Below are 20,979 nucleotides of genomic sequence, written 5' to 3' on the forward strand. Positions count from 1 at the left end.
CGTTATGCTCCTCCCCTCCCTGGAAGGGAGGGGCCGGGGGTGGGTGGGGTCCGGGGAGACGGTGGCCGGCCGGCAGCGCTCGCCCGTCCGTACCGCGAGCACGCCACCCCTCCCCGACCCTCCCCTGTCAGGGGAGGGAGGATCGGCTTACGCCAGCTGGCAGATATCCAGCACGTTCATGTCGGTATAATCCTGGTTCTCGCCCGCCATCGCCCAGATGAAGGCATAGGCCTTGGTCCCGGCGCCCATATGGATCGACCAGGGTGGGCTGATCACCGCTTCCTCGTTCTGCATCACGATGTGACGCGTCGCCTCGCCCTCGCCCATGAAGTGCATGACGCGGTCGGTATCGAGATTGTCGAGCTCGAAGTAGAAATAGATTTCGCTGCGGCGCTCGTGAATGTGCGGCGGCATCGTGTTCCACACGCTGCCGGGCTTCAGCACGGTGAGGCCCATCACCAGCTGCGCGCTGTCGCAGATGCCGGGGATGACGAGCTGGAAGATCGTGCGCTCGTTCGATTCGGCGAGGCTGCCGCGCTCGAGCGCATTGGCGTCGGCGATGCCGAGTTTGCGCGTCGCATAGGCCTGATGCGCCGGGCACGAGGCGAGGTAGAAGCGCGCGCCGTCGCCGGAAAACTGAACGTCCTTCGCGCCCATCGTGACGTACAGGCAGTCCTTGTTGCCCAGCGTGAAGCTCTCGCCATCGACCGTCACAATGCCGTCGACCTTGCCGACGTTGACGACCGCCATCTCGCGGCGTTCGAGGAACGGGTGCCCCGCCGCCGATGCCGGCTCGGTCTGGTCGGGCAGCTTCACGCTGCCGCTCGCCACCGCGACGCCGCCGATCACGAAGCGCTCGGCGTGCGTGTAGTTCAACACGCACTCGCCGTCGCGGAACAGCCCCTGGATCAGATAGCGGTCGCGCAACTCGTCGTTCGACACGCACTCCATCATGTCCGGATGCGTCGCGTAATAGGTCCGGTCGTACATCAGTGATTGTCCTTGGTAAGCGGCAGGTCGAGCCCCAGCCGGTAGATGCGGTTGGCGTTGCCGGCGAACAGCGCACGACGGTCGCTATCGCCCAGATCGATGACGGCGGCATGGCACGCCTCCATCTGCGCGTCGATACTGCCGAACAGGCGATCGGTCGGCAGGTCGCTCGCAAACATCGCCCGCTCCGGGCCGAACAGATCGATGATGGTGCGCACCGTGTCGCGCACGAACGCCGCATCCCAGTCGCGCCGTGCAAACCCGAAGCCCGACAGCTTCACCGCCACCTGAGGACAGGCGGCCAGCGCAGCAAGACCGCGACGCCATTCACCGTAACCGTCGGCATCACTCAACACCGCCATGCCGGCATGGTTGACAATCACCGGCACGTCCGGGTGGCGTGCGGCTAGCGCCGCCATCGCCGGCATCTGCCCCGGATAGCATTGCAGGTCGAACGACAGGCCATACCGCGCCAGCGCCGCAAAACCGCGCTGCCATGCGTCGTCCTGCGTCACGTCACGCGGGGTATAGCTGCGCTGCGGGTCGGCGTGCCAGTTGACGATATGGCGGATGCCCCGCACCCGCGGGTGGCGTGCATGCGAGGCAAGCACGGTCTCCACCTCGGGATCGTCAAGTGCCGCGAAGGCGACGATGCCGGTCGGCAGCCCATCCGCCTCCGCCAGCCCCTCCAGCCACTCGGTCTCGGCGAGCGCGTCTACGGGATCGGCTCCGGCATCGACATGCACCGCGCCGACGACGTTCCACCGCGCCATCTCTCGCCGGTAATCCGCGGGTAGATAGGTGCTGGCGATCGCCTCGACCGATCCGTTCGGGCCATCGTCGGCGAAGGGCGGGATCAGCCATGGATAGCGCAGCCGCGCGAGGTCCCACAGATGGATGTGCGCGTCGACGAACGGAATCGCCGTATCGCCGCTCGCATGCGTCATCAGTAGGTCGTCCGCCCGCCCGACGTGTCGAAGGTCGACGCGGTGGTGAAGCTGCATTCCTCGCTGGCCATGAAGCAGACCATCGCCGCGCTTTCCGCAACTTCGCCCAGCCGCCCCATCGGAATCTTGCCGCGCATATAATCGACCTGGCTCTGCGGCAGCTGCGCGAGGATCGGGCTCTCGAACGTCGCCGGGGTCAGCGCATTGGCGATGACGCCCTTGCCCGCCAATTCCTTGCCCAAGGATTTGGTGAGGCCGATCACGCCCGCCTTCGTGGCCGAATAGGCGGAGGCGTTAGGGTTGCCCTCCTTGCCCGCGACGGACGCCACGTTGACGATCCGGCCATAGCCGTTGGCGACGAGATGCGGCACCACCGCGCGGCAGCAATAGAACAGGCCGTTCAGGTTGATGTCGACCACGCGCAGCCAGCTGTCGATCGGATATTGATCGACCGAGGCGGTCGCGCCCGTGATCCCCGCCGAGCAGACGAGGATATCGACCTTCCCCAACGCCGCAACGGTGGCCTCGGTGGCGCGGGCGACGGCCGCGGCATCCGACACGTCGAACGCCTCGATATGCGTCGCCCCGATTGCCGCCTGGGTTTCGGCGAGGCGATCGGCATCGACGTCCCACAAGGCGACGCTGCCGCCTTCCTCGACGATCCGCTTGGCGACCGCGCAGCCGAGGCCCGACGCGCCGCCGGTGACGATCGCGGTGCGGCCGGCGAAGCGGCCTGCATAGCTGGTCACGCGGGCAGCTCCATCGCGAAGGGCACGCAGGTCTGGCGCTGTTCGCCGAGGCCGGTGATGCCGAGGTGCATCGTATCGCCCGCCTTCAGGAAGATCTTGTCGGGCTTCTGCCCCTCGCCCACGCCCGGCGGCGTGCCGGTGATCAACAGGTCGCCCGGATGCAATGTGATGAAGCGACTGACATAGGCGATGCATTCGGCGACCGGGAAGATCATCGTCGCGGTATTGCCGGTCTGCATCCGCTTGCCATTGACGTCTAGGAACATGTCCAGCGTTTGGCAGTCGCCGACCTCGTCCGCCGTCACGAGCCACGGACCGACGGGGCCGAACGTGTCGCAGCCCTTGCCCTTGTCCCACTGGCTGCCGAGTTCCTTCTGGAACGCGCGCTCCGACACGTCGTTGGCGAGCACATAACCGGCGACATGATCGAGCGCATCCGCCTGTTCGACATAGCGGCAGGTCTTGCCGATCACGATGCCCAGTTCGACCTCCCAATCGGTCTTTTGCGAATCCTTGGGGATCATCACCGGATCGTTCGGCCCCGTCAGGCACGAGATCGCCTTGGTGAAGAAGATCGGCTCGGGCGGCGGTTCCAGACCCGCCTCCTTGGCGTGGTCGGCATAGTTGAGGCCGATCGCGATGAACTTGCCGATCCCGGCGACGGGCACGCCGTAGCGCGGGCTCCCCTCGACCAGCGGCAGGCTGGCGGGATCGAGTGCCGCGAGGCGCGCCAGCGCCTCGGGCGTCACCTCGGCGGGCGTCACATCGGTGATCACGCCCGACAGATCACGGATGCGGCCGTCCGCATCGATCAGGCCGGGCTTTTCGGCACCGCGGGTGCCGTAACGACAGAGCTTCATGGGACAAATCCTCAGTGCGTATAGGGGCGATGCAGCGGCACGTCGGCGTTCAGCTCGACGCCGAAACCGGGCTTGTCGAGCGCGCTCGCGCGGATGCGGCCGTTCTGCGGCACCGGTTCGCCCAGCAATTGCGGCGCGAACATCGGCACCACTTCGGTCGGGCCGGGGTGCATCATCAGGAATTCGGCGAAGGGCGAATTGTGCCGGGTGATGACGAAATGATAGCTGTAGACGCTCGATCCGTGCGGGATCATCATCACGCCGCGGCTGTCGGCATAATTGGCGATCTTGATCAGTTCGGTCACACCGCCGCACCAGCCCACATCGGGCTGGATGATGTCGCAGCAGCCCATGTCGATCAGCATGCGAAAGCCCCAGCGCGTCGCCTCATGCTCGCCGGTGGTGACGAGCAGCCCCGGCGGCGCCTTCTTGCGCAGCTCGGCATAGGCCCAATAGTCGTCGGGGCTGAGCGCCTCCTCGATCCACTTCAGCCCGCATTCGTTCCAGGCCCGGTGCGCGAGCCGGGTGGCGTAATCCAGGTCGAGCGCCATCCAGCAATCGTACATCAGCCAGAAATCGTCGCCACACTTGGCCCGCATATCGGCGAGCAGCGCGATGTTCTTCTCCATCCCCTCCAGCCCTTCGGCCGGGCCGTGATGGAGCGGCAGTTTGCCGCCGATGAAGCCGAGTTCCTTGGCCACGTCGGGCCGCGCGCCGGTCGCGTAGAATTGCAGTTCGTCGCGCACCGCGCCGCCCAGCATGTGATAGACCGGCTCACCGCGCAGCTTGCCGAGCAAATCCCATAGCGCCAGGTCGACGCCGGAAATCGCGTTCACCACCAGCCCCTTGCGGCCATAATATTGGGTCGAGAAATACATCTGGTCCCAGATCTTCTCGACCTCGTGCGGGCTGCGGCCTTCGAGGAAGCGGGCGAGATGCTTCTCGACGATATAGGCGGCGGGCTCGCCCCCCGTCGTCACCGCGAAGCCGATCGTGCCGTCTTCCGCCTCGATTTCGACCACCAAAGTGCCCAGCACATTGATGCCGAAGCTCTGCCGCGACTGGCGATATTCGGGATAGCGGCTCATCGGCGTGGCGATGTGATCGTCGATCCAGTGGCCCGCGCCCTGATCGTGATAATCGGCCCCCGCCCCGCGCGCGACAAAGGCGCGGACATGCTTGATCTTCGACAACGCCACGGCAAGCCCCTCTGCCCGGTTTACTTTCTCACTTTATGGGATAGGATACTAGCTAGTGAGACTCCGGGCGTCAATCGGCTCTTTGGCTGAAATGGCACCGGGACTACAGCACAATGGATCGACGGAGAGGAATGCGATGAAACTGCTCGAAGGCAAGACGGTGGTCGTCACCGGCGCCTCCACCGGCATCGGCCGCGCCATTGCGATCGGCGCAGCACAGCACGGCGCCGACGTCGCGATCAACTTCGCGCGCGACACGGACGGCGCGGCGCAGTGCATCGCGGGAATCGAAGCGGCCGGCCAGCGCGGCGTGGCGATCCAGGGCGACGTCGCCGATCCCGCCACAGCGACCGACTTCATTGCGCAGGCGGTGCGGGCGTTCGGCAAGGTCGACGTGATGGTGTCGAATGCCGGCATCTGCCCCTTCCACAGCTTCCTCGACATGCCGGTCGAGACGTTCGAACGCACGATGCGCGTCAACCTGCACGGCGGCTATTATATGTGCCAGGCGGCGGCGCGGCAGATGGTCGATCAGGGCCATGGCGGGTCGATCATCGCCGTCTCCTCTATTTCGGCGCTCGTCGGGGGCGAATTCCAGACGCATTATACCCCGACCAAGGCAGGGCTCCATTCGCTGATGCAGTCCGCCGCCATCGCGCTGGGCCGGCACAATATCCGCTGCAATTCGCTGCTGCCCGGCACCATCCTGACCGAGATCAACAAGGACGACCTCGCCGACGAGGGCAAGCGCACATATATGGAAGGGCGCGTGCCGCTCGGCCGGCTCGGCGTGCCGGAGGACATGGCGGGGCCCGCCGTTTTCCTTGCTTCCGACCTGGCGCGCTACGTCACCGGCGCGGCGTTGCTGGTCGATGGCGGCGCCTTCGTGAACCTGCAATAGGCGGGACCCTGCCCCACCAGCACACCGCCTGCGCACGTCGCCGAGTTCGCATCGCGGATTCAGCGGCGTCCGCGGTGCATGGTCCGAACTCTCTCCGTTTTGGCCGCTGATCGGTCAGATATCCCGCGTTTTATCGCTCGACAGCGCCCTATGCGCCGGGCAAATAGTCCCATATTATGGCACGAGGACGCAGGTCGCTCGCGTCGCAGGAGAGCTCGACCATGCCCGCATCCGCCGCCAAGGCCGCCCCAGCCGATCCCAGCGAGGCAAAGGCCCCCTCCGGCAGCCAGACGCTGTTGCGGGGGCTCGACCTGATCGACGCCGTCGCCGATCGTCCGATCGCGCTCGCCGAACTCGCCAGCCGGCTCGGCCTGACGCGCAGCACGACGCACCGTCTCGCCAGCGCGTTGATCGACCGTCGCTTCCTCACCTTCACGCCGCGCCAGGGCTATCGCCTGGGGCCGAAGCTGCTCGAACTCGGCTTCCTCGCACAGCAGCAGGCCGACGTCGTTCAGATCGCACGCGACCATATCGAGGCGCTGGCCGCCGCGTCGGAGGATACGGTGCACCTCGGCGTCCGCGATCATGACCGCGCCCTCTATCTCGACAAGATTCCCGGCCGCCGTCGCGTCGAGATCAGCAGCCGCGTCGGCGACCGCCAGCCGATGACCTCGACCGGCCTCGGCAAGGCGCTGATGCTCGACGATCCCGAGCGGCAGTGGCAGCCGCATTTCGAGGCCGATCATAACACGGCCGATTACGACCTGTGGCTGTCGCGCATGCGCGGTTACGTCAGCCGCGGCTGCGCGTTCGACCTTGAGGAAAACGAAGACCAGATCCGCTGCGTCGCCGCCCCGATCCGCGATGCCAGCGGCCGCATCGTTGCCGCGATCAGCGTGTCGAGCGCCGCGCAATATATGTCCGACGATCGCATGACGACGCTGACCGACGAGGTGCTCGGCACCGCGCATGCGATCAGTCGTGACCTCGGCTGGCGCGACCCGGCACAGGGCTGACCCTTCTCAAATACCAATCACCACTTGCACTATATGGGATAGTCTTCCATACCCCGCGGTACGGCCGACAAGAGCCGTGGGCGACAGGAGGATGGGTGCATATGGCGACGATGAAGCCACTGCTCGGGATCGCCGCGATCCTGCTGCCGCTGGCGGCCAGCGCCGCCGCGCAGGACCAGGCGAGCCCGATGCGTATCGTCATCGCCGGCGATTCGACCGCCAAGGATTACAACGCGCAGCAATATCCGCTGTCGGGCTGGGGCAGCATGTTGCGCTGCGCGGTCGGGCCCGAGGTGACGATCGACGATCGCGCCCAGGCGGGTCGCAGCACCAAGAGCTTCATGGCGGAAGGGCGGCTCGACGCGATCGCGCGGACGCTCAAGCCGGGCGACACGCTGCTGATCCAGTTCGGTCATAACGACGCGAACCAGGCCAAGCCCGAACGCTACACGCCCATCCCCGATTACGAAGCGAACCTGAAGCATTTCATCGCGGTCGCACGCATGGCGCATGCGCAGCCGGTGCTGATCACCCCGGTGACGCGCCGCGCCTTCAAGGACGGCCATGTCGTCCCGAGCTTCCCCACCTATTCCGCCGCCGCCAAGCGCGTCGCGGAGGAAACCAAGGTGCCGCTGATCGACCTTGCCGCACTGTCCGAACGCTGGATCGACGCGTTGGGGCCGGAAGGGTCGAAACGCTATTACCTCCATTACGCCAAGGGTGAGGCGCTGCCCGGCTATAAGGACGCGGTCGACGACGACACGCACTTCAGCGAATTGGGCGCGCGCCGCATCGCCGATCTGGTCGCGAGCGGTCTCGCGGCCACCGGCCTGCCGATCGCGGGCCATGTCCTGACGGATCGCCCAGCGCTTCGCCGCGATACGCCCGCGGGCGGCCCGTCGTGTACGCTCTGACCGCCTTGGCGGCTGCAGTGGCGGTGGTCGCGCCCGCCGCCGTGCCCGCGCGCACCTATGTCCTCGCCGGCACGACCCGCGATCCCGCCGCGATCCGTGTCGCGCCCGACCGGGCCTATGCCGACGGGTTCGGCTATGAGGCCGATCCCCATCTCTTTTCCATCGCGGCGGCACCCGGCAATTATGCGGTGACGGTCACGCTGGGCGACCCCGCCCGCGCGACGGATACGACGATCAAGGGGGAGAACCGCCGCCTGATGCTCGACGCGGTCCGCACGCGTCCCGGCGAAATCGTCACGCGGCGGTTCATCGTGAACGTCCGCAACCCCCAACTGGCACCGCCGCCCGCCAACGCACCCGGCGGCAGTGCGGTGCGTCTGAAACCCCGCGAGCTGGGCGCCCTCAACTGGGACGACCGGCTGACGATCGAGGTGCTGGGCCATGCGCCCGGCCTGTGCACCGTATCGATCGCGCCCGTCGACGTGCCGACGCTGTTCCTGCTGGGCGATTCCACCGTCACCGATCAGCCCGCGGAACCCGCGGCGAGCTGGGGCCAGATGCTCCCCGCATTCCTGGCGCCTGAGATCGCCGTCGCCAACCATGCGGAATCGGGCGAGACGCTGAAATCCTTCCTCACCGAGCTGCGGCTCGACAAGGTTCTGGCGAGCGCGAAACCCGGCGATATCGCGATGATCCAGTTCGGCCACAACGACCAGAAAGCGCAGTGGCCGCAAACCTATGCCGATGCGGCGACGACCTATCGCGACTATCTGCGCACCTATATCGCCGAGCTGCGCCGGCGCGGCGTCACGCCGGTGCTCGTCACCTCGCCCGAGCGGCGGATGTGGACCGCCGACGACCATATCCGCCCGACGCTCGCCGATTATGCCGCTGCGGTCCGCGCCGTCGGGGCGGAAACGCAGACGCCGGTCATCGACCTCAACGCCGCCTCGATCCGTTTCTACGAGGCGCTGGGGCGGACGCGCGCGCCGCTCGCGTTCAACGACGACGGTCGCGACGCGACGCATCACGACAATTATGGCGCCTGGGTGCTCGCGCATATCGTCGCCGATGCCGCGCGGCGACAGGTGCCCGCGCTCGCCCGCCTAGTGCGTCGCGACCTGACTCCGCTCGATCCCACCCAAGCGCCTGCGCCCGAAGCCTTCCGCCTCGCCGCCAGCGGCGCGCACAGCACGCAACGCCCGGCAGGAAACTGACATGCCATTGGACCGCCGCACCCTGATCGCCGCCGGCCTGTCGCTCGCCGCCACGCCGCGCGTCGCTCTTGCCGCCCCCGCCGTCAGCCGCTTCCCGATCTGGCCCGCCACGCCGCCGGGCATGCCGACGCCGCCGGTCGTCGACACGTTCGTGCTGCGCGCACCCGAAGGCCCGGCCGACAATATCGCCTGGCCGCATGTCGCGACGCCGATGCTCACCGTCTGCCCCGCGACGAAGCCGACCGGCGCGGCAGTACTGCTGATCCCCGGCGGCGGCTATGCCCGCGTCGCCGTGGGGCGCGAGCCGTCCGCGGTCGCGCGCTGGCTTGCGGCGCAGGGCGTCACAGCGTTCGACCTGCTCTACCGCCTGCCCCACGACAATTGGGCGGTCGGTCCCGATGCGCCCTTGCAGGACGCCCAGCGTGCGCTGCGGGTGATCCGTTCGCGCGCACGGGAATGGGGCATCGATCCGACCAATATCGCGGCGATGGGCTTTTCGGCGGGCGGGCATCTCGCTGCGCGCCTTGCATCGCAGTCGGCGCTCAAGACCTACGCGCCCGTAGACGGGGCGGATACCCAACCGACGACGATCAAGACCGTCGGCCTGTTCTTCCCGGTCATCACGATGACCCAAAGCTTCGCCCACGCTCAGTCGAAGCGCGAACTGCTCGGCAAAGCCCCCGACGCAGCGACCGCCGCACGCTACTCCGCCGAGCTGAACCTGCCCGCCGACATGCCGCCGACGTTCCTCGGCCATGCCGCCGACGACCCCGTCGTGCCGGTCGCCAACAGCATCGCGATGTTCCAGGCGGTCCACGCAATCCCCCGCCCGGCCGAACTCCACATCGTCGAAACCGGCGGCCACGGCCCTCGCCTGATCGGCGCCGACGGCAAGCCTCACCCGTGGCTCGCGCGCTTCGCGACCTTCGCCCACCGCCACGGCCTCAACATTCCCGGAGACGACGCATGAGCCAGCCGATCGCATTCCGCATGATGCTGAAGCCCGGCATGGCGGAGGAATATCGCCGCCGCCACGACGCGATCTGGCCCGACCTCGCCGAGGCGCTGCGCGAGGCAGGTATCTACGATTATTCGATCTTCCTCGATGAAGAGACGAACGTCTTGTTCGCCGTCCTGCGCCTCCACCCCGACGACAAGCGCGACGCTCTGCCTGCTAAGCCGGTGATGCAGCGCTGGTGGGATTACATGGCCGACCTGATGGAGGTGCAGCCGGGCAACCGCCCGGTCGAGGCACCGCTGACGCCGATGTTCCACTTCGCATGAGCCTAGCCGCCGCCCTACTGCTGGCCGGTGCCACCGCGCCCCAGATCGCGCCGCCGACCGAGGTGCCGCGCGTCACCTTCGACAGCCGCTCGCTACGCATCGACGGCAAGCCGACGCTGATTTGGTCGAGCGAATTCCACCCCTTCCGCCTGCCCTCGCCCGACCTGTGGCGCGACATCTTGCAGAAGATGAAGGCGAGCGGGTTCAACACCGTCGCCATCTATATCGACTGGGGTTTTCACAGCCCGAAAAAGGGCGTCTACGACTTCACCGGCATCCGCGACATCGACCGGCTGCTGTCCATGGCGCAGGAGGAGGGACTCTACGTCATCACCCGCGCCGGGCCCTATGTGAATGCCGAGCTGTCGCGCGGCGGTTTTCCGGGCTGGCTGGTCAATCAGCCGGGCAAGGCACGCACCGACGATCCCGAATATCTCGCGGCGGTCGACGAATGGCTCGACCGGATCAACCCGATTATCGCACGCCACCAACTGGGGCGCGGCGGCAGCGTCATCCTGCACCAGATCGAGAACGAACTGGCGCTCACCACGCCCGCGCAGAGCCGCTATATGCAGCATCTGTACGACAAGGCCCGCGCCGACGGGATCACCGTGCCGATGTTCCACAACGATCAGGGCCGCAACGGCTATTGGGTGCCTAAGAGTTCGGGCGTGCCGCTGACCGTGCCGGGACCGCAGGAGCTCTACGCGTTCGACGGTTATCCCGGCGGCGTGTGCGGCGTCGACAACAAGCCGACCAGGGGCGCCCCCGCCCCCGATTGGGGCCTGTATGGTCCCGGCGGCGCGAAGGGCGGGGCCAGCGCCTCGCCGAACACGCCCGGCTTCATCGCCGAGTTCGGCGGTGGCTGGTTCGACTATTGGGGGTCGAACGGCATGTATCCGTGCAACGCGATCCAGCGCGGCAGCGGATACCAGCGCGTCTTCTACGGCACCAACATCGCCAACGGCATCGCCATCCAGAGCATCTATATGGGCTATGGCGGCACCAGCTGGGGCTGGCTGCCCGCGCCGGTGGTCTATACCTCCTACGATTACGGGTCGGCGATCGACGAGGCGCGCAACCTGCGGCCCAAGGCGCTGGAGCTGAAGCAGATCGGCCAGTTCTTGGCTGCCGTGCCCGACCTCGCCCGGCTGGAGAAGGCACCACCCGTCGCGATCACGGGCAGCGAGGCGGTGCAGGTCTATCACGACCGCAATCCCGATACGGACGCGCGTCTGCTGTTCGTCGCGCCCAAGCCGTCCAACGCGACCGGCGATGCGCGCTTCACCATCACCGCCGACCTGCCCGATGGCCGCTACAGCTTCGCCAGCGAACTGCACGGGCGCGATGCTAAGCTGCTGGTCGCAGGGGTCAATCTCGAACGGCAGCGGTTGGTCTATTCGACCTCCGAGCTTCAGACGACCATCCGTCACGGCGCGGAGGATGTTGCGCTGTTTTATGGCCGGGCGGGCGAACCCGGCGAGACGGTGCTGCGCTACACGAGCGCGCCGAAGGTGACGGTGATCGACGGGCAGGTTTCCAGTGCCTTCGATGCCGCCAAGGGCGACCTGCGCCTGACCTATATTCATCAGGGCCTCGCTCGCGTGCGGATCGAGGGCGGCGGGCGTGCGCCGTTGCTGCTGCTGATCGGCGACATCGCGGCGGGGCAGAGCTTCTTTCGGCAGGACGGCCTGCTGGAACGCGGCCCCGCGCTCGTCCGCCACGCCACCGTGCGGGGCGCGACGCTCGACCTGACGGGGGATACCGAAACCGCCACTCCGCTGGAGGTCTGGGGGCCGGTGCGCTCGGTCCGCTGGAACGGACAGTCGGTGTCCGTCACCCACTCGGTCAGCGGCAGCCTGATCGCCAGACGCCCCCTGCCCGCACCGCAGCCGCTTGCGCTGCCGGACCTGACCGCGGCGACCTGGCGCTATGCCGAGGGGTCGCCGGAAGCCCGCCGGGACTTCGACGATTCCGCGTGGGCCACCGCAGGCTCGGCACGCAATGTCGCGACCATCCGCCCGCCGACCGGGCAGCCCAATCTCGGCGCAGACTCCTATGGCTTCCACGACGGCGACGTCTGGTATCGCGGCCGCTTCACCGGCTCTGCGGACGCACAGACCGTGACCGTCCATTACGGCGCGGGCGGTGCCGGCATGCTCCAGCTGTTCCTCGACGGCAAGCTGATCGGCCAGCACGAGCTGGCGGGCGGCCTGCCCCGACCGATCACCACCGGCGTCGCCGAATTCCCCCTGCCGCCCGAAGCGCAGGCCCCCGGCGAGCATGTGCTGGCGGCGATGGTGCGGGTGAACGGCCACAACTGGGACCTCGACGTCGACGATGCGCACAAGGAACCGCGCGGGCTGATCTCCGTCTCGCTCGCACGGCCGGGCGGCGACAGCTTCGCGGTGCCGATCGCATGGAAGATCCAGGGCCGCGTGGGCGGCGAAGATCTGAAGGACGTGGCGCGCGGCCCCAGCAACAATGGCGGCCTGTACGGTGAGCGCATGGGCTGGCCCCTGCCCGGCTTTCCCGACGGCGCATGGGCAGGGCGCAAATTGGCCGACGCCAGGCCTTATACCGGCACCAGCTGGTATCGCACCGCCTTCGACCTGTCTGTGCCAAAGGGCGATGACGCGACGATCGGCGTCCAGATCGGCGATCCCACGACGCCGCGCTCGCCCGGCCGCTACCGCGTGTTGATCTTCGTCAACGGCTGGAACATGGGCCAGTTCGTCGCGAATGTCGGCCCGCAGCGCGTCTTCCCGATCCCGGACGGCATCCTGCACCATCGTGGCCGCAACACGCTGGCACTCGCCGTTACCAGCGACGGCGCGCCCGGCAACGCGATCGAGCCGGTCAAGCTCGTCACCCTGCATCATGCGCACGGCGGCGTCGCGGTCACTGACGTGGCCGCCCCCGCCTATCGCGACCTCTATCCAACCCCCTGATCCTTACGGAGACCCTTCCCGTGGCAGCCCTCAATCACGACATTCCCCGCGCCGAGGTGACCGCGCAGATCGCCAAGCTGATCGACAACCTCGTCAACATCAAGGACGAGACCGGCGAGTTCCTGCTCCGGCTGGAGGACGGCCGCGTCATCGACACCAAGGGGTGGAACGACTGGGAATGGACGCACGGCATCGGCCTGTTCGGCCTGTACCGCTATTGGGAGCAGACCGGCGACCAGGCCGCCTGGGACGTGATGCTGAAATGGTTCGAGGACCGCTTCGCCGCGGGCACGCCGACCAAGAACATCAACACCATGTCGCCCTTCCTGACGCTCGCCAACCTGTACGAACATACCGGCGACCAGACGTACCTGCCCTATCTCGACATCTGGGCCGAATGGCTGATGGCGGACGACGGCCTGCCCAAGACCGAGGAAGGCGGGTTCCAGCATATCGTCTTCAACGACGAGAACCCGCAGGAGATGTGGGACGACACGCTGATGATGAGCGTGCTGCCCCTCGCGCGCATCGGCCAGATCCTGGGTCGCCCGCACTATATCGAGGAGGCGAAGCGCCAGTTCCTCATCCACATCAAATATCTGTTCGATCGCCAGACCGGGCTCTGGTATCATGGCTGGACCTTCGACGGTCGCCACAATTTCGCAGGAGCCTTGTGGGCACGCGGCAATTGCTGGGTCACGATCGCGATCCCCGAGATCATCGAGATGCTCGACCTTCCGCCGGGCGACGCCTTCCGCACTTTCCTGATCGACACGCTCGCCGCGCAGGTGAAGACGCTGGCCGAGCATCAGGACGACAGCGGCCTGTGGCACACGCTGATCGTCGATCCGACCAGCTATCTGGAGGCCTCCGCCACCGCCGGCTTCGCCTATGGCATCCTGAAGGCGGTGCGGAAGGGCTATCTGCCGCGCCATTACGAGGCGGTTGGGATCAAGGCCATCCGCGCCGTCCTCGCCAATATCGATGACAAGGGCGAGTTGAAGCAGGTCAGCTTCGGCACCGCGATGGGTGACACGATGCAGTTCTACAAGGACATCGCCCTCACCTCGATGCCCTATGGTCAGAGCCTGGCGATCTGCGCGCTCGGCGAATTCCTGCGGACGTACATTTGATGACCCAGGCCGCCATCGCCCCCGCCCGTCCGGTCCGCTGGTATAATTTCGCCGCCTATGGATCGAACGACATCCTCGGCGCCGGGTCGATGGCGGTCATCAGCACCTGGGTGCTGTTCTTTTACACAACCTTTTGCGGCCTGTCGGCGGCGCAGGCGACGCTGATCTTCGGCATCGCCCGCGTGCTCGACGCAGTGGCGAGCCCGACCATCGGCTATATCTCCGACCGGTTCGGCGACACTTGGGCGGGCCGCAAATTCGGGCGGCGGCGGGCGTTCATCCTCGCCGCCATCCCGCTCCTCCCCTCGTTCGCGATCATGTGGGTGTCAGGCCAGACCTTCTGGTATTACCTCGTCACCTACGTCCTATTCGAGCTGGTCTATGCGCTCGAAATCATCCCCTACGAAACGCTCGCCGCCGAAATGGCGAGCGATTACCGCAGCAAAGCGAAGTTCGCCGGCTGGCGCATCATGTGCGGCCAGATCTCCGCGATCCTCGCCGCGATCCTGCCCGGCCGGTTGATCGAGCATCTCGGCAAGGATTCGCCCGACACCTACCTCTACATGGGTATCCTGTTTGCCGTGCTGTTCATGGGTGCGGCGACGCTGCTGTACCTGTTCAGCTGGGAACGCCCGCGTTCGGCGGAGACCGCGGCGCTCGCCCGCGAAAAGATGACGCCGACCGCCGCGATCCGCGATCTCTACCGCAACCTGTTTTCGACGTTGCGTATCCGCGCGTTCCGCCTGCACCTGGGCATGTATCTCGGCGGCTATATCAGCCAGGATATCTTCAACGCCGCCTTCGCCTATTTCGTCGTCTTCGCATTGGGCGGCACGACGCTGGCGGTATCGAACCTCGCCGGCCTCACCTATGCGGTCCAGACGGTCGCGGTCCTGCTGGCGATCAATTTTGCACTGCGGGCGTCACCGGCGCTCGCCTATCGTATCGCGGGCGTCAGCTTCGCGATCGGCGTGCTGATCTTCCTGGGGCTGTGGTGGAGCGGCCATGGCGCGAGCGGCTGGATCTTCGCGATCCCGGTCGTCTTTGCCGGACTCGGCCGCGGCGCGCTCAACTACATCCCCTGGGCGACGTACAATTTCATGGCCGACGTCGATGAGATCGTCACCGGCCGCCGCCGCGAGGGCGCGTTCGCCGGCGTCATGACCTTCGTGCGCAAGATGTCGCAGGCGATCGCGCTGATCGCGGTCGGGCAGATCCTGCAGCTGTCGGGCTTTGTCGCTGGCGCAACCAGCCAGTCGTCGGTCACCGTCCACGCGATCGTCGCGGTGATGATCGGCGGCACGCTCGCCATCCTCGCCTTCGGGCTGTGGGTGTCGCTGCGCTTCCGCCTCGATCCCACCACCCATGCCGTGCTGATGGACGAGATCGAACGGCTGCGCGCCGGCGCCACGACGCCCGCCACCCCGCAGAGCGGCGCGATCGTCGAGGATCTATCGGGCTGGCGCTACGACCGATTGTGGGGCCGCAACCCGGTCCTCTGACCGGGCTGCGCCCTTCCCCTCACTTGGGCGTGTCGGACGCCTTGGTCATGCCGAGGTAGAAGCCGGTGTGCGGCGGCTGGTTATAGGCCGTGTTCTGCCACGCGATCCCGGCGCAGTAGACCGGGTCCTGCAACAGCGTGGTGATCCGGTGCGTCGTCGGCCATGGCGTCGTATAGATGCGCAGCTCGCGATTGTCGGCGCTGCGCCACACCACCTCTTCGCGCCAGTCGCCGATCAGGTCGGCCTGCAGCGCCGGGGTCGCCTTGGTGCCGTTGTTCGACACCGCGCCTTCCGCCATCAACAGCGGTTCGGCCTTGCCCGTCCGCCAGTTCCACTTGCTGATGGTCGTGCCGTCGAGCAGTTCGCGCAGCAGATCGCCGTCCCACCAGATGGCGAAGTTGGTCTGCCTGGGGTGCGGCCCGATCGCCTTGCCATGCACGTCGTAGAGGTCGGGCTGGTTCGCCCCCCACATCTCCTCGCCGACATACCGCGGGTCGATATCGGCGCTGAGTCCGCGGCCGGTGTCGGTCTTGGCAGCCTTGGTCCACAGGATTTCGCCGGTCCGCGCATCGAGCAGCGCCGATCCGATCCCGCCATTATGCGCGATCTGTTCATGCACCCCGAATTTCTCGAGCCCCGGTCGTGATGGATCGAGGTCGCCGACGTGCATCGTGTCGCCATGGTAGAGCGGCTGCGTCCACAGCCCCTTGCCATCGGCGCTGACCGCCATCGATCCGTAGATCACCTCGTCACGCCCGTCGCCGTTGACGTCGGCAATGCTCAACTGGTGATTGCCGCGATCGGCGTAAGCCGCGTTGCCCGGCTGGTTCGTGTCGAACAGCCAGCGTTCGGTCAGCTTGCCGTTGCGATAGTCCCATGCGGCGATCGCGGTGCGCGCATAATAGCCGCGGCCGAAGATCATGCTCGGGTGCCGCCCGTCGAGATAGGCGACGCCCGCCAGAAACCGGTCGACGCGGTTGCCGTACGCATCGCCCCACAGCTTCGCCATCTCGGCAAAGCCCGGATCGGTGCGGGGGCCGCGCGGCGGATCATAGGGCGCGGTGGCCAGCGCCTTGCCCGTACGCCCGTCGAACACGGTCAGATATTCCGGCCCGGTCAGGATACGCCCGGCGAGCTTCGCCACCATCCGCCCGTCGGCGGTGACATGCGCGCCGGTCTTGTCCGCCTGCGGCACCTCGCCGTCATGCTGGCGCCAGTCGGCCTTGGGGTCGCCGATGACGGTGCCCAGGCCATCGACCGTGCCGTCGGCGGTCTTCATCGCCACTTCGGCGCGGCCATCGCCGTCGAAATCCTGCACCAGGAATTGCGTGTAATGCGCACCTGCTCGGATGTTGCGACCCAGGTCGATCCGCCACAGCCGTTTGCCGCTTAGCGTATAGCCGTCGAGATAGACCGGCCCGGTATAACCGCCCTGACTGTTGTCATGGCTGTTGGTCGGGTCCCATTTCAGCACCAGATCGGGCTGACCGTCGCCGTCCAAATCGCCCAGGCCGACGTCGTTCGCCGTATAGCTATACGCCTCGCCATCCGGCGTCGTGCCGCCCGGAGGGGGATCGAGCGGGATCGACCAATAGCCCTTGGCCCAGACCGGCACCGCCGGCGTCATCGCGCCCGCCGTGCCCGGCGCGATCATCCGCACCGCATAGCGGCTGGCGGGCGTGCCGCCGGAATCGCGGAAGTTGGTCGATTGCGTGACGGGGGCAGAGGTCACCTTGCGTCCGTCGCGATAGACGTCGAACCCGACGCCTTTGGGATCCGACGACAGCGACCGCCAGTCGATCAGCACGCCGCCGCCCTTTGCCGGCACCGCGACGACACCGCGATCGAGCCGTTCCGCCTGCCGCACCGGCCCTTCCGCCCCCGCCTGCACGGACGCCGCCACGCCCGTTGCCAGCAAGACCCAGCCCGCGATTCCGATCCGTAATGCCTGCCGTCCCATCGCATTCCTCTCCAGACGCATCGCGCCGCTTACCCCTGCCCCGCCTCGTCAGTGCGGCTTGCGACAGTGATAGCACCCTTTTTCAAAATTCCAATCTATACGATTGCATTCCACATTGTGGTTAGTTACACAGGCAATCGAGAATGGGGCTCCACCGCCGCCAACCCGCGCAGATCGGGGGCAGGCATGGACGCATGAGGGAGGATGACATGACGGGTTCCACTGCATTCACGGTTTCGCGGTCCGGTACCCGCGCCATGCTGCGCTCCTCGGCATGGAGCGCCCTGGCGTTCGGCCTGATCGCAGGCACGCCCGCGCTGGCACAGACCGCAACCCCGACCGCGCAAGCCCAGCCCGACGCCCCCAAGCAGGACCTCGACGAAAAGGCACCGGGCGACATCGTCGTCGTCGGCACCCGCGCCTCGCTGCAATCGGCGATCCAGCGCAAGCGCAACGCCGGCACCGTCGTCGACTCGATCGTCGCCGACGACATCGCCAGCTTCCCCGACAAGAACATCGGCGACAGCCTCGCCCGCGTCACCGGCGTGCAGCTGAGCCGCGACTTTGGCGAAGGCACCCAGATCTCGATCCGCGGCGTCGAACCCGATCTCAACCGCGTCGAGATCAATGGCGTCGGCCAGTCCTCGGCACTCGGCGCCCGCGCCGGCGACTTCCGCGAACTCGCCTCCGAACTCGTCAAGTCGATCGACGTCTACAAGGGCTATCAGGCCAAACTGACCGAAGGCGGCCTTGGCGGCACCGTCCAGATCGAAACGCGCAAGCCGCTCGAGCTCAAGCAGGGCATCGCCTCGGTCAACCTTTCCGGCCAGCATCTCGAAACGACCCGCGACTGGCGCCCGCGCGCGACGCTGCTGATCGGCACGCCGCATTTCCTGATCGATGGTCTCGGCGTTCTCGCCAACATCACCTACAGCGACGTGACGACACGGCAGGATTACGCCAGCAACACCAACTACAGCCGCCTCGCCGACTTCGACCATTCAGACCAGAAGACGGTCGCCAATAGCGACTATGCCAACTTCAACACCTATGCGAGCTGCGCCGGGGTGGGTGCGACGGCAAGCCAGACCTTTGCCACCCGGCGCGCCGCATGCGAAAACCAATTCTTCGATTGGGCGCCGACCGTGCCGCGTTACCGCAACCTGGTGCGCCGCGATAAGCGACTGTCCGGTGACATTACCGCACAATATGAATTTGCCCACAATTTCCGCGCCTATGCCGAGGTGCAGTGGAACAATCGTGACCAGCGCTTGAACGATGTCAATTACTCGCTCGATATGGGCCGCATCCAGCGCTATCAGCTCGACCCCTCGCTCGGCACCAGCTCGACGCCGCAGGTCACGCTGGGTACGTCGACCGTCGACGCCAATCACGTCGTCACCAGCTACACGACCGCATTGGGTCCGGTGAACATCGGGACCGCCAGCGCGCCCAATTACAATGGCTCGTCGAACATCCTTGGCGTGCAACGCCGCGACTTCCAGTACAATCAGAATTCCCGCTACTACATCACCGGGTTCGATTGGACTTTCGACAACTTCCGTCTGAAGGGCCTCGCTTCGCGAAGCGAATCGCGGACCATCGGCAATACCAACCTGATCGCGCTGGCGACCGGCATCGCGGGGATGCAGGTCGATCGGCGCAACGATCTTGGCGTGCCCGTTTTCATCTACCCGAACAACGTCAACCCAGCGGATCCCTCGATCTATACGAGCTACGGCACGCCGGGTAACTTTGCACCGGCAGGCCCCACGGTCCAGTTCCGACCCAGCGATCAGGGCAACAGCGAGAACCAGCTCAAGCTGGACGGCATCTGGGACGCAGACCTCGGCCCGCTGAAGAGCATTGAATTTGGCGGCCAGTTCCGCTGGGCCGATTATTACACTTATATGGGCGGCGGCTCGCGACTGTTGACTCCCGCCACGGCGACGACCCCCGCCGTCTATCAGAGCAGCGCGAACGTGTCGTACACGACGCAGATCGTCGATGCGGCGACGGTGCCACAACGGGTCGTCGGCACGACCTACTATCTGACCCGCAACGAATACGCGAACCTGATCAGTGCATTGGGCACGACGACCGGCGGCGCACCGATGTTCACCGGCATTCAGGGGATTCCGTCGGCAATCCCCAACCGGTTGGCTTATGCGAATTTCGATCCCAAGGTGCTCGGACTCTTCTACGATCTGTCGGGGTTCAACCAGTCCCTGGTTCGGGACGCGAACGGGTTGCCGCAGATCCCGCAGGTCAAGATCGATGAGACGATCGCGTCGGGCTATCTACAGGGCAATTTCGAACAGGACGTGCTGGGCATGCGACTGACCGGCAACGCCGGCGTTCGCTATACCTTCACCAAGGACGTCGGCACCGGCACGAACATCCGCCGTCAGACCCGCCTCAACGCGGCCGGGCGGGTGGAAACCGTCACGCTCGGTGCGCAGCAGCTGGCGCTCTCCAACACCTATTTCGATGTTCTTCCGGCGTTCAACCTGGCGCTTGCAATCACGCCCAATCTTGTCCTGCAAGGCAACTGGGCCAAGAATCTGGCGCGCCCGAGGCCGACCGATCTCGTCCCGAACATCAACTGCCTCGATGACTTGACCGTCGCAGCGGCGGACGACGTCTGCACGGCGGGCAACCCGGAACTGAAGCCCTACCGGGCCGATCAGTGGGAGGTGAACCTCGCCTGGTATCCGAATAAGGATACGCTGGTCAGTCTGGGCTATTACAAGAAGTTCGAGAACAGCTTCGTCATCGGCAATGTCGTTCGTTCGGGCGTCAACCTATTCCAGGACGGCGTAACCTACACCGTACGCCAGCCGGTGAACGGCTTCGGCGCGCTGCTTGACGGCGTCGAGGCGAGCGCACAGACGGCCTTCACCTTCCTGCCCGCGCCGTTCGACGGCTTCGGCGCAAGCGCAAACATGACCTACGCTCGTGCGCTCCGGACCAATCTGACGAATCAGGGGACCGGCCAGCCGCTCAACGATTACCCCGGCCTGTCGAAGTGGACGTGGAATGCCAGCATCTTCTACGACAAGGGTTGGCTGAACGCGCGCCTCGCCTACAACTATCGGTCGGACTGGCTGGTGACGGTCGCCGACGCGAACAACGGCAATTTGCCGATCTATCGCAAGGCCGAAGGCTATCTCGATGCCAAGGTCGTTTTCCGCTTCCCGCAGTGGCATTATCAGTTGTTCATGGAAATGCAGAACATCAACAAGGAATATAGCAAAACATACATCAAGAATATTGGAACGTCGGAAGTCATCTATCCTGGCCAACGCTTCTTTGCAGGCCTGACGCTGAAGTTCTGATCATATCGGGGCCGGATC

Annotated in this window: 16 protein-coding genes; 10 read left to right on the plus strand and 6 right to left on the minus strand. The window is 66.1% G+C overall.

The genetic code is table 11. The annotated features are described in order from the left end of the window. Positions 1-147: 147 nt before the first annotated feature. The 5 genes from kduI to rhmD are packed head-to-tail and all read right to left on the minus strand — an operon-like array spanning position 148 to position 4,745. A complete protein-coding gene (kduI, locus tag SPHME3_RS0117480) occupies positions 148-990 on the minus strand; it encodes a 5-dehydro-4-deoxy-D-glucuronate isomerase (RefSeq protein WP_017978069.1) in 843 nt (280 codons plus the stop codon). Continuing rightward, a complete protein-coding gene (locus SPHME3_RS0117485; RefSeq protein WP_017978068.1) occupies positions 990-1,937 on the minus strand; it encodes an amidohydrolase family protein in 948 nt (315 codons plus the stop codon). Before SPHME3_RS0117485 ends, kduI begins: the two co-directional genes overlap by 1 nt. After that, positions 1,937-2,686: an SDR family NAD(P)-dependent oxidoreductase gene (locus tag SPHME3_RS0117490; RefSeq protein ID WP_017978067.1), complete on the minus strand. Its 750-nt coding sequence runs from the start codon at positions 2,684-2,686 to the stop codon at positions 1,937-1,939. The genes SPHME3_RS0117485 and SPHME3_RS0117490 overlap by 1 nt, the downstream gene beginning before the upstream one ends. After that, positions 2,683-3,546 carry a fumarylacetoacetate hydrolase family protein gene (locus SPHME3_RS0117495; protein ID WP_017978066.1) on the minus strand — a complete coding sequence of 288 codons (864 nt, stop codon included), beginning with the start codon at positions 3,544-3,546 and terminating at the stop codon, positions 2,683-2,685. The genes SPHME3_RS0117490 and SPHME3_RS0117495 overlap by 4 nt, the downstream gene beginning before the upstream one ends. 11 nt (positions 3,547-3,557) lie before the next feature. Continuing rightward, on the minus strand, positions 3,558-4,745 hold the full coding sequence (rhmD, locus tag SPHME3_RS0117500; protein ID WP_017978065.1) for an L-rhamnonate dehydratase: 1,188 nt from the start codon (positions 4,743-4,745) through the stop codon (positions 3,558-3,560). A gap of 136 nt (positions 4,746-4,881) precedes the next feature. On the opposite strand from rhmD, the gene SPHME3_RS0117505 reads away from it, so the two are divergent. The 9 genes from SPHME3_RS0117505 to SPHME3_RS0117545 all read left to right on the plus strand — a co-directional run bounded on the left by SPHME3_RS0117505 (position 4,882) and on the right by SPHME3_RS0117545 (position 15,663). After that, complete coding sequence (locus tag SPHME3_RS0117505) at positions 4,882-5,646, plus strand: SDR family NAD(P)-dependent oxidoreductase (RefSeq protein WP_017978064.1); 765 nt, start codon at positions 4,882-4,884, stop codon at positions 5,644-5,646. Between the two features lie 221 nt (positions 5,647-5,867). Next, positions 5,868-6,662, plus strand: a complete 795-nt coding sequence (locus tag SPHME3_RS0117510) for an IclR family transcriptional regulator (protein WP_017978063.1) — start codon at positions 5,868-5,870, stop codon at positions 6,660-6,662. A gap of 101 nt (positions 6,663-6,763) precedes the next feature. Continuing rightward, a complete protein-coding gene (locus SPHME3_RS0117515) occupies positions 6,764-7,576 on the plus strand; it encodes a rhamnogalacturonan acetylesterase (RefSeq protein ID WP_017978062.1) in 813 nt (270 codons plus the stop codon). Further along, positions 7,564-8,793 carry a rhamnogalacturonan acetylesterase gene (locus SPHME3_RS0117520; RefSeq protein ID WP_018251117.1) on the plus strand — a complete coding sequence of 410 codons (1,230 nt, stop codon included), beginning with the start codon at positions 7,564-7,566 and terminating at the stop codon, positions 8,791-8,793. The genes SPHME3_RS0117515 and SPHME3_RS0117520 overlap by 13 nt, the downstream gene beginning before the upstream one ends. A 1-nt stretch (position 8,794) precedes the next feature. Beyond that, on the plus strand, positions 8,795-9,763 hold the full coding sequence (locus tag SPHME3_RS0117525; RefSeq protein ID WP_020486420.1) for an alpha/beta hydrolase: 969 nt from the start codon (positions 8,795-8,797) through the stop codon (positions 9,761-9,763). Beyond that, a complete protein-coding gene (gene rhaM, locus SPHME3_RS0117530; protein WP_017978059.1) occupies positions 9,760-10,077 on the plus strand; it encodes an L-rhamnose mutarotase in 318 nt (105 codons plus the stop codon). Before SPHME3_RS0117525 ends, rhaM begins: the two co-directional genes overlap by 4 nt. After that, positions 10,074-13,028, plus strand: coding sequence for a beta-galactosidase (locus SPHME3_RS0117535; protein WP_017978058.1), 2,955 nt, complete (start codon positions 10,074-10,076; stop codon positions 13,026-13,028). The genes rhaM and SPHME3_RS0117535 overlap by 4 nt, the downstream gene beginning before the upstream one ends. 20 nt (positions 13,029-13,048) lie before the next feature. Beyond that, entirely contained in the window at positions 13,049-14,161 is a 1,113-nt protein-coding gene (gene bglB / locus SPHME3_RS0117540) for a beta-galactosidase BglB (protein WP_017978057.1), read from the plus strand. After that, entirely contained in the window at positions 14,161-15,663 is a 1,503-nt protein-coding gene (locus SPHME3_RS0117545; RefSeq protein ID WP_017978056.1) for an MFS transporter, read from the plus strand. The genes bglB and SPHME3_RS0117545 overlap by 1 nt, the downstream gene beginning before the upstream one ends. Positions 15,664-15,682: 19 nt before the next feature. On the opposite strand, the gene SPHME3_RS0117550 is transcribed toward SPHME3_RS0117545, so the two are convergent. Next, positions 15,683-17,623, minus strand: a complete 1,941-nt coding sequence (locus tag SPHME3_RS0117550; protein WP_017978055.1) for a rhamnogalacturonan lyase — start codon at positions 17,621-17,623, stop codon at positions 15,683-15,685. Positions 17,624-17,880: 257 nt separating this feature from the next. Between SPHME3_RS0117550 and SPHME3_RS0117555 the strand changes: the two genes are divergently transcribed. Further along, the gene (locus tag SPHME3_RS0117555; RefSeq protein WP_017978054.1) at positions 17,881-20,961 is read left to right on the plus strand and encodes a TonB-dependent receptor; all 3,081 of its coding nucleotides are present in this window, start codon (positions 17,881-17,883) and stop codon (positions 20,959-20,961) included. The last annotated feature ends 18 nt before the right edge of the window (positions 20,962-20,979 follow it).

The organism is Sphingomonas melonis DAPP-PG 224 (genome assembly GCF_000379045.1).
Taxonomy (GTDB): domain Bacteria; phylum Pseudomonadota; class Alphaproteobacteria; order Sphingomonadales; family Sphingomonadaceae; genus Sphingomonas; species Sphingomonas aquatilis.